Source organism: Photobacterium jeanii, from assembly GCF_001650345.1.
In the GTDB taxonomy this organism is placed as follows: Bacteria; Pseudomonadota; Gammaproteobacteria; order Enterobacterales; family Vibrionaceae; genus Photobacterium; species Photobacterium jeanii.
This window is the reverse complement of record NZ_LVHF01000018.1, coordinates 139,662-155,040: the sequence shown is the minus strand read 5'-3', so window position 1 is coordinate 155,040 and position 15,379 is coordinate 139,662. Positions and strand designations below refer to the sequence as shown.

The window sequence follows — 15,379 nt, the reverse complement described above, 5'->3', positions numbered from 1 at the left end:
CGACTTAGCTCAGTAGGTAGAGCAACTGACTTGTAATCAGTAGGTCACCAGTTCGACTCCGGTAGTCGGCACCATTCTTTAAAAAACCTCATCTTCGGATGAGGTTTTTTTTTATCTTTTCTACCGCAAACCAGCGCATTAGATTGCAATCAAAGAATGTGCTTTTACGCCAGTTATGCTAAATGATTAATATTTGTGAGCAGTTAGCTTGCTGGTATCATTACGCACAGTGACATAATGTCATCACAACTTTGTGCTAGTTAGCCGTACCATTACAAAATATTACAACAGCACACACCATAATATTAAGACGAACCATCGTCTTGCTTGCTGTTTAACTGGTTGCTCTATTTATCATGGCAAATATTAAACTGGCGGTAGATCGCTTGACTATCGGTTTATACGTCAAGTTACCGCTTCAATGGACTGAACATCCCTTCCTGCTGAACCACTTTAAAATCAAAGATAAACAGCAGCTTCGCTTGATCAAGAACTTGAACCTCAAGTACGTATACCTGATCCCGGAAAAAAGCGATACCACGCCTTTAGCACCGGATAGCCAACCTGAAGCGATCTCAGAGCAAGAAAGCCAATATCTCGATAAGCAAGCCGAAAAACTGTGGCAAGAGAAACAGCGCCGTATTGAGCACCTAAAAAACTACAAGCTCAGAGTACAACGTTGTGAAAAGAACTTTTCTCGTTCGCTATCTCAGCTGCGCTCAATTGTGAGTAAAATCAAAAGCCGCCCTTTAAACGCGGTTGAAGAAGCGCACGACTTGGTGAGCACCATGGTCGACGCCTTGATGGAATCTGACAACGTCGCATTGCACTTGATGAACGACAAAAAAGAGCATGAAGACATTTACTTCCACTCGCTCAATGTCGCCATCATTTCAATGATGCTCGCCAAATCAAACGGTATGTCTGCCGAGGCGATTAAAAACATTGCACTGGGCGCCCTCTTCCACGATATGGGTAAATTGAAAGTCCCAACAGCTATCCTGCGTAAAACAACGCCGCTAACGCAGCCTGAAGAGAATTACCTTCGTTTGCATACCAAGTACAGCCTTGAGCTGGCAAATCTCGCTGATACCTTCCCAGAAGCGTCTAAGCCTATACTCGATCAGCACCACGAGTTAGTGGACGGCTCAGGTTACCCACAAGGGTTAAAAGGCGACGAGATTGATAATTGCGCCCAACTGGTCGCGGTAGTGAATGCCTACGACACCTTGTGCCACCCTCAAGACCCAAGCAAAGCTCGGATCCCTTACAGCGCACTGTCGTACCTGTTCAAAAACAAAAAAGATCAGTACAACAACGAATACATGGCGCTATTGGTCAAGCTCATGGGCGTTTACCCACCGGGCAGTGTGGTCCAGTTATCGAACCAGCAATTGGGGTTGGTGATTTCGGTTAATACCAATAGCCTGCTCCACCCTAATGTGCTGCTGTACGATCCAACGGTACCGTCGAACGAAGCGCCGATCATTGATTTAGAAGAAGGTGAGTTGAAAATCGAGCGAGCAGTCTCGCCAAATAAACTCCCTGAGCATGTGTACGATTACTTAAACCCTCGGGTACGGATCTCGTTCTATTTTGATCCTGATGATTAATCTATCGGCTCACTAAACGCATTTATCACAGCTAAAAAAACGGCTTACCTTTTCAGATAAGCCGTTTTGCTATCTTGCGTCACTGTCACTACCAGCTAAATATCTCTTTCACCCAGCCAGAAGCCCCTGCTTCACAGCGAGCTTTGAGCTGTCCTTTGTTATCCCACACAGGCAGCGACTGTTCGCCCTGACAATCAAAGCTGAAGGTTCCATCCGGCTGACGGTGATATTTCGCGGTCGAGATCTTACTTGGCCAGCTCAACCGCAGTGGCTCAGGGTGACGCGCTTTCATGTATTGGCTGTACATCCGCAATGCGCCCGACGAGCCCGTCAGGTTCACGGGCTTGTTATCGTCTCGTCCAACCCAGACGGTAACCACTTCACGCCCATCCGCACCGACAAACCAACTATCGCGGTTCTTATCCGTGGTGCCCGTTTTACCCGCCAATGCCGCCCAACCAAACTGAGGCTGTAAGAAACGAGCAGTACCTTGGCTGACTACATTCTTCATTCCGTAGGTAGTCAGCCACGCCGCTTGTTGTGGCACCACTTGTTTTGCTTTCGGATAGTTTTGGTATAACAAAATCCCCTGCTGATCGACCACAGAGCGCAGCGCTGTTAACTCTGCACGACGACCACCACTAACGATACTTTGGTACATCTGGGTCACTTCAAACGGCGTTAAGGTAAAGGCTCCGAGCAACATAGATGGCAACTTCGGCAACTCGTTACGATCAACACCAAGTTGCACCATGGTATTGATCACTTGATCCAAGCCCACAGCCATACCAAGGTTAACAGTCGGCACATTGAGTGACTTCGCTAGCGCATAGTAAAGCGGTACTTGGCCACGGAATTTACGGTCATAGTTACGCGGCTTCCAATGGGTACCTTTACTGCCTTTGAGCACAATCGGTTTATCATCAATGGTGCTCGCTAAGCTATAACGCTCAGGCTGGCGCAGCGCGGCTAGGTAAATCGCAGGCTTAACCAAAGAGCCTATTTGACGGCTAGCATCAAGCGCACGGTTAAAGCCCGCATACCCCGGACGGCTGCCACCGATCATCGCACGCACTTCACCACTCTCACGATCTACCGCAACCAGCGCGGTCTCAACATCGACTCGGGCTTTTTTGTTAAGTTGAGGCACCATCTTGCTCACCATTTTCTCAGCTTCACGCTGCGATAACGGATCAAGGGTACTGAACACTCGTAAACCGACCCCAGGGGTAAAGTTATCTCCTACTTTAGCGCGTAGTTCACGTTGTAACTGCTGGAAATACGCGGGCTGACGAGTCGAAATACGCGGCTTGGCTTGCACATCTAACGGACGCGACGCTGCCAACTCGTATTGTTTACCGTCTAAGGTGCCGTTATCCATCATCAGGCGCAGCACCAAGTCACGACGAGCACGAGCACGCTCAGGGTTACGCCATGGGTTGTAGTACGACGGTCCTTTTACTAATCCCACCAGCAAGGCTTGCTGATCGATACGCAGCTCTTGCAGTGGACGACCAAAGTACAAGCGAGCTCCAAGGGCAAAACCGTGTACCTCTTTGCCACCATTTTGTCCAAGATAGATCTCGTTAAGGTAAGCTTCCAAGATCCGATCTTTGTTGTAGCGATAATCTAAGATCAAAGCGATATAGGCTTCCCGCAACTTACGCCACAAGGTTTTCTCTTGCGATAAGAAGAGGTTCTTCGCTAGCTGCTGGGTTAAGGTACTGCCGCCTTGCACAGTGCGCCCTGCTTTCAAGTTAGCAAACAAGGCACGCACAATTGCCAACGGCGACACGCCATCGTGCTGATAAAAGTCACGGTCTTCGGTCACCAGCAAAGCATCGACCAACACTTCCGGGAACTGCTCTCGTGGCAGGAACATGCGCTGCTCGCGCCCAGTTGCCCCAATCATCCCCAGCATTTTAGGCTCGATACGGATATAGCCGAGCTGACGCTTAGACGCCACTTCGTGAATACTCTTGAGGCTATTCCCATCGAAAGTCAGCATCACATGACGTTTGTCTTCCATCCCGTTATCGAATTCAAACGGACGACGGATCACCTCAATACGGGTCGACGAAGACGAATACTCTCCCGCTCGCTGCGGAGTGCGTACTTTATGGTATTGCAATAAATCCAGTTCACGACGAACTTCATCCAAGGTCACAACCTGCCCCGGTTGCAGGGTGAGCACTCGCCCGTAGACTACCGCAGGCAAGTTCCACAACTGCCCTTCAAATTTATTCTTCACCACAGTATCGAGATAGATCCCGACCAAGAGCACCACAGCAAAAACGACAATCACCAGCTTAATGCCAAAGCCCAACAGCTTTCGCCACCAAGTAGAGGGTTGGCGTTTCTTGCGGGTCGTTTTTTTACGCCCACTGCGTTTAGCCGCCGGCTTCTTAGTAGTCTTGCGCCTTGTTTTTCCTTCGGTTTTTGCGTCGGCTTTCGTCGGCGTCTTACGCTTACCGCCTTTTGGCGCTTGCGCCGCCTCTCGCACCGTTAATTCTTTCATGCTTTTCAACTTAAATTCTGTCCCACTGCCATTCAGGCTCATTGCCGTGACAACGCTACGCGCATTGCGTATTACGAAAACAATTGCTCCTAAAGCAATTACTGCAGTTGTCGCTTGGTCTTACGAGTCGGCTCATGGTTCGCCGGATCATCCGGCCACGGGTGTTTAGGGTATCGCCCCTTCATTTCTTTTTTGACGTCATGGTAAGAGCCTTGCCAAAACGCCGCCAGATCTTGGGTGATTTGCAATGGACGCTGAGCAGGCGATAGTAGCTCAAGCACCAAACCCACCTTACCATTGGCGATCATTGGCGAGCGTTGCTCACCAAACATTTCCTGCAATTTCACCGCCAATACAGGTTGTTGCCCCACCTGATAACGGATCGGATAACGCGAGCCAGTCGGTACTTGATAATGGGTCGGTAATGCGGCTTCTAGCACTTGGGTTTTATCCCACCCTAAATACGCTTCCAACGCTTGGGCTACATCGAGCTTGGCTAACGCTTTTAAGCTCGTCATTCCATTCATAAAGGGCAGTAACCATTCCTCGGCTTGCGCCAACAAGCTGGCTTCATCAAGTGCAGGCAGAGCAAGCTCTGGTAACCATTCGCCAGCGCAGCGAGCACGTACTAACAAACTCTCTGCTTTGGCGCTCCAATTTAAAACGCCGAGCCCTTTGCGACGAATCGCATTAACCAAGGCTTGGCTGGCTTTCGCCGGATCAGGCTCCCCCACAGATTGGCGTTTTAAAATCAACTTACCGCAACACCAATGCTTCTCAGCAGTCAGGCGACCTTTGTTATCATCCCAATCCAACCATTCTCGCTCGCAGAACAAGCGCGGCAGGTACTGTTGTAAGTGGTCACTATCGGCAGCCGCAGCTGAAAAGATACGGCTATCACCCTGACGGGTTTTAACCACATCCACCACGACCAGTAATTCACTGTCAGCCAACGGCTCATCTGCAGGTAGCATTGCACCCTGACCATTCGCTAATTGATAGCGACCATCCCCACTGCGTGATAAAGCAATACGGTCTGGAAAACCAGCCGCTAACAGCGGGGCTAACCATTCGCGACTTACCCGCCATTGGCTCACCGAGCCTGGCGTCATCTTATTAAAGTGCTGTTGGGCACGTTGAAGATATTGAGTCGCGCGCGCCAGCTTGCCGCTTTCAAGCAAGCTCAATTGGAAATGAAGATCAGGATTATTCGCGCCGCGCGGTGGCTCTTCCAATAAGGCCACCAGCATAGCCGCAGTCACTTGCGCTGAGTTATCGTGTTGCAGGGCAAAGGCCAATATGGCGGCATGACGAGGCTCTGCACCAAAGCTTTGTACTGTTTGACCAAATTCGGTGAACTGCAAGCGACTATCCAACACGCCAAGTTGCTGCAACAACGCTTGTGACTGGCGCAATGCAATCGCAGGCGGTAAATCTAACCACTGTAAATCATCGGCTTGCTGGCAGCCCCATTGTGCCAGCTCCATCGCTAAGCTGGTGAGATCGGCGCGTAAGATTTCAGGTTTTGGCGTTGCAGGCTGACGGGTTAATTGCTCTTCGCTGTATAAACGCAGACAAAGCCCCGCCTCTAAACGCCCCGCACGACCAGCACGTTGCTCAGCAGATGATTGGGCAATACGCACTTTTTCCAGCCGACTGATACCCGTTTTCGGATCCCACTGAGCAACCCGCTCGTAGCCACAATCCACCACTAAGCGGACACCTTCGATGGTCAACGAGGTTTCAGCTATATTGGTCGCCAATACTACTTTGCGTTGACCTTGCGGTGCAGGCGCTATCGCTTGTTGCTGTTGTTTACCATTGAGTTGACCGTATAGCGGGCACACCAACACATTATCAGCCATCCCCTCGCTCAGTTGTTCTGCCAAGCGCTTAATTTCACCCGCGCCCGGTAAGAACACCAACATCGAGCCCGACTCTTGGCTCAGTAACTGGCGAATGGCACGCTCAATGCCAGCCAACCAATCGCGATCATCCGGTACAGCTTGATATTGATAACTCACAGGAAAACAGCGCCCTTGCGATTCGGTGTAGCTCGCTTGCGGCAATAAAGAGGTAAGTGCTTGCTCATCAAGGGTAGCCGACATCACCAAGATTTGAAGATCGTCACGCAGCGCCTCTTGCACTTCGAGCGCCAACGCCAGTGAAGTATCTGCATGAAGACTACGCTCGTGGAATTCATCAAAGATCAGCAGGCTAATGCCATCTAGCTCAGGATCTTGTTGCAGCATCCGGGTCATCACCCCTTCAGTAACAATTTCCAACTTGGTGGCATTGCTCACCTTGGTTTCGCCACGCATCCGCAAGCCAACACTTTGCCCTACCTCTTCCCCTAATTGAGCCGCAAGGTAGTTGGCAATATTGCGTGCTGCCAAACGACGAGGTTCAAGCATCACAATTTTGCCCGTTACCACAGCTTGTTGCAGCAACACCAAAGGTAAGCGAGTCGATTTACCAGCGCCCGGAGGGGCTTTTAAGATCAGTTGGCTATGATTAGAAAGGTGACTGATAAGCTCAGGAATAACGGCATCGATGGGCAGCTGTGACAATGTAAAAACCTTGTGTCATGATTTAAGAAGGTAAGTGCATGTCGCCATTGTATGGCACCAAATACAGAGGTCAAATGAGTGAACACACGGAACGACTCTTTTTTGCACTCGGGCTGGATACGGTCGAAAACCACCCAGGCTTTAGGCAATTACAGCGATTTAATCGCGACTTGCCGCACCCTTCATTAACCACCAATGGCGAGCAACTTGGGCGCGCTGTACCCAACGCCAACTTACACATTACCTTGGCGTTTCTTGGCGCTGTCACCGCCGCACAAAAACAACATATCATCGCAGCAGCGAACCAAATCAAGGTGCCGACCTTTTCTCTGCGCTGCAATACCCTTGGCTTTTGGCATAAAAGCCGCGTGCTGTGGCTAGGGTGTCAGTATTACCCTGATGCGTTAACCCAACTGGCTACCCAGCTTCAGCACAGCGCCCAACAAACGGGATTACATCAACTTGAGCGTCAATATGTGCCACACATCACGCTGCGAAAACGAGTACAATCACTGCCACAGTGGCAACCATCGTTAACAGCCGCTCCCCATTTGGCACAAAGTGATAAACCCCATCACGCCTCTGCGCCTTTATCTTCCCCTCTTTATAAGTATGTCAAACATCGCTCACAACAAGCCCCTCACAGCATGCCGCACTCACTCGCCCCTGATTTGACCTTTCACTTTCGCCATTTTGGGCTGTATATTTCTGAGCAGATAAAGACAGGTCAACCTCAGCTTCGTTATCGTTGCCTCCAACAATGGTCCTTATTGTCGGATGCATAACCATGCAAAATGATCTCGACCTGTCACCAATAAATTTGTCAGCTCAGGAACCCAACCATGAAGTTTGCTCAGCCTCTCCAATCGGCACAGCTCATCAAGCGCTATAAACGTTTTTTAGCCGATATAAAATTGCCAGATGGTGAAATTCGTACTATTCATTGTGCCAATACAGGTGCAATGACTGGATGTGCCGAGCCGGGAAGCACTGTGTGGTTCTCGACTTCGGACAACCCTAAACGTAAATACCCAAACAGTTGGGAGCTTACGCAAACACCGGCCGGTCATTGGATTTGTGTGAACACCGCGCAAGCCAATAAATTGGTGGTAGAAGCCATTAACAATGGCGATATCACAGAACTAAACGGTTATTCCTCTCTGCGCACAGAAGTAAAGTATGGTAGTGAAAACAGCAGGATAGATGTTTTATTAGAGGATGACTCTAAACCTGCCTGCTATATTGAAGTAAAGAGTGTCACACTGCTGGAAAATGGCCGTGGCTATTTCCCAGATGCAGTCACAACCCGAGGGCAAAAGCATTTAAGAGAATTGATGGAAGTGGCTCAGAGCGGGCAACGCGCAGTACTTTTTTTCGCAATTTTGCATTCAGGTATTGAAAACGTCGCAGCCGCCCACCATATAGACCCGGACTATCATCAATTGATTAAACAGGCAGAACAGGCCGGCGTTGAGATCATCTGCTATAAAGCCGATTTAAGCGAGCAGGCGATCAAGTTACACACTTGTATACAATTTAGTCACCTAACGTGAAAAATGATGCTTTCTTCACATTGGTATAAAATTGAATATGTGCAGTAATTGCCACCCACTACCCTTTCTGCTATAGATACCGCCCAAAATTAACCAGTGACGGTTATTAGGTATATTAGGAGAAGCTATATGCCAGAGAGCAACGTTAAAAAATCGCTAGGCATCCTGGCTATTGCTGGGGTTGAGCCTTACCAGGAAAAAGCTGGTGAAGAGTACATGGGTGAAGAGCAGCTAAAGCACTTCACTATGATTCTTGAAGCATGGCGTAACCAGCTTCGTGAAGAAGTTGATCGCACTGTAAACCACATGCAAGACGAAGCAGCAAACTTCCCAGATCCTGTCGATCGAGCTGCTCAGGAAGAAGAATTCAGCCTTGAACTTCGTAACCGTGACCGTGAGCGTAAACTGATCAAAAAGATCGAGAAAACGCTACAACGCATCGAAGACGATGACTTTGGTTTCTGTGATTCGTGCGGCATCGAGATCGGTATCCGCCGTCTTGAAGCTCGCCCAACAGCCGAACTATGTATCGACTGTAAAACACTTGCAGAGATCAAAGAAAAGCAGATGGCTGGCTAATACAATACGTATTTCTACCACTGTAAGAGGGAGCGTCAGCTCCCTCTTTCATTTGTAGTGGCAAACCTCGCCACCACAAACACTGAGACAATTTCGACTTGGCAACAACCAGCACCTTATGATCAGTAATACCTTTGGTTATGTCGGACGCTTTGCGCCCTCGCCTTCTGGCCCACTCCATTTCGGCTCATTAGTCGCCGCTCTTGGCAGCTACTTACAAGCTAAATCCCAACAAGGAAAGTGGCTCGTGCGAATGGAAGATCTCGATCCCCCACGCGAAATGCCCGGGGCGGCGGATGATATTCTACGGACATTAGAAGCTTACGGCCTGCATTGGGATGGCAGTGTCATGTACCAAAGTCAGCGTCATCAGGCGTACCAAGCCCAAATTGATCAGTGGCTTAGCGAGCATCAAGCTTACTATTGCCAATGTACCCGCAAGCAAATTAAAGCCGCAGGCGGTTACTACCCTGGCACATGTCGTGACTTGCACTTACCTGCAGATGGCTGCGCGGTACGACTGAAAGTGGATAACCCGGTCACCGAGTTCAACGACTTATTGCACGGCAACATCAGCATTCCGTTGGCACTGGCGCAAGAAGACTTTATTATTCACCGCCGCGACGGCTTATTTGCCTACAACCTTGCCGTCGTGTTGGACGATATAGAGCAAGGCGTAACAGAGGTCGTCCGTGGTGCAGATTTGATTGAGCCAACCGGACGTCAAATCGACTTGTACCGCCAATTAGGTCAACCTAAAGTGCGCTACCTGCACTTACCGCTAGCTGTCACTGAAAATGGTAACAAGCTCTCTAAGCAAAACCACGCGCCCGCGATTGATAAGCGAGCTCCCAAGCCGACGTTATTAGCCGCGATGGACTTTTTAGGGCTGGCACCAGCGCCAGCATTACAAGACGCAAGCCTGACCGATATCCTTAACTGGGGTGTCCAAAACTGGCAACTAGATAAGCTGCCAAAATCAACAGCAATCACGATGCCATTCAAAAATGATGAGCTGTGATATATGATATGCGGCTGTTTGTTGAATCCGATGCACAAAAATGGGGTGTGTTATTTTTAATCGAGTCGCCAGTTTTTGCCGTAAGGTCTTGAATATTGACAATAGTACTCGCTGTACCGAGGAACCAGATTTGCACATTATTCCACGCCAAGAACACGGCATTTCACGTAAAGATATCAGCGAGAATGCGCTGAAAGTACTATATCGCCTAAATAAAGCGGGCTATGACGCCTACCTTGTTGGCGGTGGTGTGCGTGATATTTTACTTGGCAAACAACCAAAAGATTTTGATATCGCGACCAATGCGACACCAGAAGAAATCAAGCAACTGTTCCGTAACTGCCGCCTGATTGGCCGCCGTTTTCGTCTGGCGCACATTTTGTTTGGTCGTGATGTTATTGAAGTGGCAACCTTCCGAGGTCACCACTCGGATAAGCCCGCCCCGCAAACAGGCAACAAGAAACAAGCGGTATCAGCACAAAGCCAAGAAGGCATGCTGCTACGCGACAATGTTTACGGCTCTATTGATGAAGATGCGGAACGCCGTGACTTCACCATCAACGCCCTGTACTACAACATTGATGATTACTCGGTAACCGATTACACCAACGGCGTTCAAGATCTTAACGATCGCGTGATCCGCCTGATTGGCGATCCTGAAACCCGTTACCGTGAAGACCCAGTACGTATGCTGCGTGCGATTCGCTTCGCTGCCAAGCTTGATATGACCATTGAGCCAAAAACAGCCGAGCCAATTCACGAGCTATCAACGTTACTGCGTGATATCCCTGCTGCTCGTTTGTTTGAAGAAAGCTTAAAGCTGCTACAGTCGGGTCAAGGCTACGCAACTTATAAACTTCTGCGCGAATACAATCTTTTCCAGCAGCTGTTCCCTATTTTGAGTGAACACTTCACCGAAGATAACAGCAGCAACACCGAGAAGATGATCGAATTCATCTTGAAAGCAACCGATAAGCGTTTGGCAAAAGACCAACGTGTTAATCCTGCTTTCATGTACGCAGCCATGCTGTGGTACCCAATGACCACTCGCGCTGAAGAAATCGCGTTTGCCAGCGGCCTAGCGTACTACGACGCATTCATGGTGGCAGCGAACGATATTCTTGACGAACAAGTGAAATCCATTGCGATCCCACGTCGTCACACCACGACAGTGCGTGACATTTGGCAGCAACAGCTACGTTTAAGCCGTCGTAACGGTAAACGTGCGTTCAAAGCGATGGAACATCCGAAGTTCCGTGCTTCGTATGACTTCCTAGAAATGCGCAGCCACTTCGAAGATGACGATTTACGCGACTTGGCCCAGTGGTGGAAGGAATTCCAGCAAGTGGATAACCAAAAACGTAACAAGATGGTGCAACAGCTGAATGATGGCAGTGGTGGCGGTAACCGTCGTCCGCGTCGCCGTCGTCCACACCAACGTCGTCGCAAACCACAAGCTAAATCATCATGATCCGAGCTTATATCGCGATTGGCAGTAACTTAAGCGATCCGCTAAGCCAAGCCAAAAGCGCCATTGAAATCTTAAAGCAACAACCAAACATCAAGGTTGTTGCTGCTTCGTCGTTGTACAGCAGTACACCGATGGGTCCTCAAGATCAACCGGACTACGTCAATGCCGTTGTTGCGGTTGATACTGACCTGTCACCGCTTGCTTTGCTCGATTGCACCCAAAAGATCGAGCTAGAGCACGGTCGCGTGCGTAAAGCAGAGCGTTGGGGGCCACGAACTTTAGATCTCGATATCATCCTGTACGGGGATCTCGAGCATCATTGCGAACGGTTAACCATACCGCACTATGGGATGAAAGTACGTGAATTTGTACTTTACCCACTAGCTGAAATAGCCCCTGATTTGGTACTACCTGACCAGACAAAGCTGCAAACACTGCTGGCAGAAGTAGACCGTAACGGTTTGTCCATCTGGGCAGACTAACCCATCAAGGGGAAAGAGGGAGAGACAATGAAAAAAATCACCATTAACGACCTGATGAAATGGAAGCAAGAAGGTCGTAAGTTTGCATCTGTGACCGCATACGATGCGAGTTTCGCTCAATTATTCGAGCAACAAGAAATGCCGGTCATGCTAGTGGGAGATTCCCTTGGCATGGTACTTCAAGGCAAACCCGATACGCTACCTGTTAGCGTGGCTGACATTGCTTACCACACGCGCTGTGTACGCGCTGGTAGCCCGAATGCCCTCTTAATGGCTGACATGCCATTTATGAGCTATAGCACCCCAGAGCAAGCCTGCGAAAGTGCTGCAGAGCTAATGCGTGCGGGTGCTAACATGGTAAAACTCGAAGGCGGCGCCTGGCTGGCGGAAACCGTCTCAAAATTGACCGAACGTGCCGTGCCTGTTTGTGCCCATCTGGGACTGACCCCGCAGTCAGTTAATATTTTTGGTGGTTACAAAGTGCAAGGACGTGACTCCGACCACGCTGAGCAAATGGTAAAAGATGCTATTCTGCTGAAAAATGCGGGTGCGCAAATCATCTTGCTAGAGTGTGTACCAGCCAGTCTAGCTGAGCGCATCACCAATGCGGTCGAAGTCCCTGTTATCGGTATTGGCGCAGGTAATGCGACCGATGGTCAAATTCTGGTTATGCACGACATGTTCGGCATTTCCGCTAACTATATTCCGCGTTTCTCTAAGAACTACTTAGCAGAGACCGGTGAAATGCGTGCTGCTGTTACTAAATACATTGAAGAGGTAGCAGCTGGAACCTTCCCAGGTTCTGAGCATACTTTTGAGTAAGGAATTACAATGCAGACATTCGATGAGATCAGTCCAATTCGAGAACAAGTACGTAGCTGGCGCCGCGATGGCCGCCGTATTGCTTTTGTTCCCACTATGGGCAATCTGCATGAAGGCCACCTCACTCTAGTTCGCAAGGCTCGTGAACACGCTGATGTGGTAGTGGTGAGCATTTTTGTTAACCCTATGCAATTTGATAAAGCCGACGACCTCAACAATTACCCGCGCACCTTGGAAGACGATCTTGCCAAGCTAAACGGTGAAGGGGTTGATCTGGTTTTCACACCTACACCGGATGTAATGTACCCTCAAGGCCTGGATCGCCATACTTTTGTTGAAGTTCCTGGCTTATCTCAAATGCTAGAAGGCGCAGTTCGCCCTGGTCACTTTCGTGGCGTGGCGACTGTTGTGACTAAGCTGTTCAACATTGTGCAACCTGACGTTGCTTGCTTTGGTGAAAAAGATTACCAACAGCTGGCCCTACTTCGCCAAATGGTTGAAGACATGGCGATGGACATCGAAATCATTGGCGTACCAACGGTACGTGAAATGGACGGCTTAGCAATGAGCTCTCGCAATGGTTACCTAACGGTTGATGAACGCCAACGTGCGCCTGTTTTAGCGCGTACTATGCGTTGGGTAAGCAGCCAAATGCGTGGCGGTCGTAGTGACTACGCAGAGCTGGTGGTTGACGCTAACGACCAACTACGCGCAGCAGGCTTACAGCCAGATGAAAGCTTCATTCGTGATGCGGCAACCCTGCAACCGGTAACGGAAGAGACCAAGCAAGCGGTGATCCTAATGTCAGCAATCTTAGGTAAAGCGCGCTTGATCGATAACCAAGTGGTTGAGCTAACGCCACCACAACCGGCTGCTGAAGCGACCGAATAAAACCGCGCAAGCTAGATACTAAAAAGCCCGCAAGCATCACGCTTGCGGGCTTTTTGTTTATTGCTTAAAGGGTAATCGCTCTACGAACGTAGACCAATACCTCGTGAGATCAGGTAATAAGCAAAACCGTATAGACCTGCGATGAACACCATCAGTACAGTGAACGAAGTACCAATACCCACATCAGACACCCCAAGGAAGCCGTAACGGAACGCATTAACCATATAGACTATAGGGTTTAGCTTGGAAACACCTAGCCAAAATTCCGGTAATAAGCTGATAGAGTAGAACACCCCACCAAGGTAGGTTAACGGCGTAAGAATAAAGGTCGGGATAATGCTGATATCATCAAAAGTACGGGCGTAAACCGCATTGATCAAACCACCCAGCGAGAACAAGATCGAGGTCAGTAACACAGTAGCCACAATCACCCCAAGATGAGCGATTTGCAGATCAACAAAGAACAGCGACACCATAGTCACGATAAAGCCGACCCCTAAGCCACGTAACACCCCACCGCCAACATAACCGGCAATGATGATGTAGTTTGGCACTGGCGCCACCAACAACTCTTCGATGTTGTGCTGAAACTTAGCACTGAAAAACGACGAGGCCACGTTGGAGTACGAGTTAGTGATCACCGACATCATGATCAATCCCGGCACAATATATTCCATGTAGCTAAAGCCATTCATCTCACCGATCCGGCTCCCGATCAAGCTACCAAAGATAATGAAATACAAGGTCATGGTGATGGCTGGTGGCACCATTGTTTGCACCCAAATACGGGCAAAACGGTTCACTTCTTTGCTGATCAGGCTTTTAAATGCGATCCAATATTGGTGTCTCATGCTTTGCTCCCTCGTGCTTCACTTTGTGCCACTAGGGTGACAAACAGCTCTTCCAGGCGGTTGGCCTTATTACGCATCGATAACACTTCGATCCCCTGCTCGGTCAATTGAGCAAAAATCTTGTTCAGTCCCATCCCTTTTTGAATATCGATCTCCAGAGTATGGTTATCAGGCAAGCGCCATTTGATATCGTTAAGCTCTGGCTTATTGCCATTAAGTTTGACATCAAGGATAAAGCTTTCAACTTCCAACTTACTCAGCAACTCTTTCATACTGGTGTTTTCCACCAGCTCACCATGATTGATAATCCCGATGTTACGACACAGCATTTCCGCTTCTTCAAGGTAGTGAGTAGTCAGAATGATCGTTACGCCTTCTTCGTTGATTTGACGAAGAAAAGCCCACATTGAGCGACGTAACTCAATATCAACCCCTGCGGTTGGCTCATCGAGGATCAACAGCTTAGGCTCGTGGATCAAAGCTCGTGCGATCATCAAACGACGCTTCATCCCACCCGAAAGATTACGGGCACGCTCATTGCGCTTTTCCCACAAATCGAGTTGCGACAAATACTTCTTAGCACGCTCTTTAGCGACACTGCGCTCAACACCGTAGTAACCCGCTTGGTTTACCACGATCTGTTCAACGGTCTCAAACTGGTTGAAATTGAACTCTTGCGGTACCAATCCCAAGTGATTTTTCGCTTCAACAATATTTTTTTCTAAATCAAAACCAAAAATCGACACATCGCCCGAGGTTTTATTTACCAAGGAGCTAATGATCCCAATGGTGGTCGATTTACCTGCCCCGTTCGGACCAAGCAATGCAAAAAAATCACCCTGCTTAACACAAAGGTTCATATTTTTCAGTGCCTTAACACCACCTTTGTAAGTCTTATTTAAATTTTTTATCTCTAAAGCGTTCATATAATGCGCTCTTTATGTTAAAAATTTACAACATTTGCTCTCAGCAGCAATTGATAAAAATACTAATAATTAAACGGTATTA

At 48.9% G+C, this 15,379-nt stretch carries 13 protein-coding genes; 9 read left to right on the top strand and 4 right to left on the bottom strand.

Going from position 1 to position 15,379, the window contains the following annotated elements; all coding sequences use genetic code 11:
* Positions 1 to 356: 356 nt before the first annotated feature.
* Positions 357 to 1,613: an HD-GYP domain-containing protein gene (locus A3K86_RS10675; RefSeq protein ID WP_068330879.1), complete on the top strand. Its 1,257-nt coding sequence runs from the start codon at positions 357 to 359 to the stop codon at positions 1,611 to 1,613.
* A gap of 88 nt (positions 1,614 to 1,701) precedes the next feature.
* On the opposite strand, the gene mrcB is transcribed toward A3K86_RS10675, so the two are convergent.
* Together mrcB and hrpB are read right to left on the bottom strand one after the other, a co-directional pair.
* Positions 1,702 to 4,131: a penicillin-binding protein 1B gene (gene mrcB / locus A3K86_RS10670; RefSeq protein WP_084406568.1), complete on the bottom strand. Its 2,430-nt coding sequence runs from the start codon at positions 4,129 to 4,131 to the stop codon at positions 1,702 to 1,704.
* A gap of 98 nt (positions 4,132 to 4,229) precedes the next feature.
* Positions 4,230 to 6,701: an ATP-dependent helicase HrpB gene (gene hrpB, locus A3K86_RS10665; protein ID WP_068330878.1), complete on the bottom strand. Its 2,472-nt coding sequence runs from the start codon at positions 6,699 to 6,701 to the stop codon at positions 4,230 to 4,232.
* Positions 6,702 to 6,775: 74 nt separating this feature from the next.
* Between hrpB and thpR the strand changes: the two genes are divergently transcribed.
* From thpR to panC, 8 genes are all read left to right on the top strand, one after another.
* The gene (gene thpR, locus A3K86_RS10660; RefSeq protein ID WP_162844323.1) at positions 6,776 to 7,486 is read left to right on the top strand and encodes an RNA 2',3'-cyclic phosphodiesterase; all 711 of its coding nucleotides are present in this window, start codon (positions 6,776 to 6,778) and stop codon (positions 7,484 to 7,486) included.
* A 57-nt stretch (positions 7,487 to 7,543) separates the two neighbouring features.
* Entirely contained in the window at positions 7,544 to 8,254 is a 711-nt protein-coding gene (gene sfsA, locus A3K86_RS10655) for a DNA/RNA nuclease SfsA (RefSeq protein WP_068330876.1), read from the top strand.
* A gap of 129 nt (positions 8,255 to 8,383) precedes the next feature.
* Positions 8,384 to 8,833, top strand: a complete 450-nt coding sequence (gene dksA, locus A3K86_RS10650) for an RNA polymerase-binding protein DksA (RefSeq protein ID WP_068330875.1) — start codon at positions 8,384 to 8,386, stop codon at positions 8,831 to 8,833.
* Between the two features lie 118 nt (positions 8,834 to 8,951).
* The gene (gene gluQRS / locus A3K86_RS10645; RefSeq protein WP_068330874.1) at positions 8,952 to 9,854 is read left to right on the top strand and encodes a tRNA glutamyl-Q(34) synthetase GluQRS; all 903 of its coding nucleotides are present in this window, start codon (positions 8,952 to 8,954) and stop codon (positions 9,852 to 9,854) included.
* Between the two features lie 40 nt (positions 9,855 to 9,894).
* The gene (gene pcnB, locus A3K86_RS10640; RefSeq protein ID WP_084406565.1) at positions 9,895 to 11,325 is read left to right on the top strand and encodes a polynucleotide adenylyltransferase PcnB; all 1,431 of its coding nucleotides are present in this window, start codon (positions 9,895 to 9,897) and stop codon (positions 11,323 to 11,325) included.
* The gene (gene folK / locus A3K86_RS10635; protein ID WP_068330873.1) at positions 11,322 to 11,807 is read left to right on the top strand and encodes a 2-amino-4-hydroxy-6-hydroxymethyldihydropteridine diphosphokinase; all 486 of its coding nucleotides are present in this window, start codon (positions 11,322 to 11,324) and stop codon (positions 11,805 to 11,807) included. The genes pcnB and folK overlap by 4 nt, the downstream gene beginning before the upstream one ends.
* 27 nt (positions 11,808 to 11,834) lie before the next feature.
* Positions 11,835 to 12,629, top strand: a complete 795-nt coding sequence (gene panB / locus A3K86_RS10630; protein WP_068330872.1) for a 3-methyl-2-oxobutanoate hydroxymethyltransferase — start codon at positions 11,835 to 11,837, stop codon at positions 12,627 to 12,629.
* A 9-nt stretch (positions 12,630 to 12,638) separates the two neighbouring features.
* Positions 12,639 to 13,520 carry a pantoate--beta-alanine ligase gene (gene panC / locus A3K86_RS10625; protein ID WP_068330871.1) on the top strand — a complete coding sequence of 294 codons (882 nt, stop codon included), beginning with the start codon at positions 12,639 to 12,641 and terminating at the stop codon, positions 13,518 to 13,520.
* An 80-nt stretch (positions 13,521 to 13,600) separates the two neighbouring features.
* Here the strand turns inward: panC and A3K86_RS10620 are convergent, their stop codons facing one another.
* Both A3K86_RS10620 and A3K86_RS10615 read right to left on the bottom strand, forming a co-directional pair.
* On the bottom strand, positions 13,601 to 14,371 hold the full coding sequence (locus tag A3K86_RS10620; protein WP_068330870.1) for an ABC transporter permease: 771 nt from the start codon (positions 14,369 to 14,371) through the stop codon (positions 13,601 to 13,603).
* Entirely contained in the window at positions 14,368 to 15,297 is a 930-nt protein-coding gene (locus A3K86_RS10615; protein ID WP_068330869.1) for an ABC transporter ATP-binding protein, read from the bottom strand. Before A3K86_RS10615 ends, A3K86_RS10620 begins: the two co-directional genes overlap by 4 nt.
* Between the last annotated feature and the right edge of the window lie 82 nt (positions 15,298 to 15,379).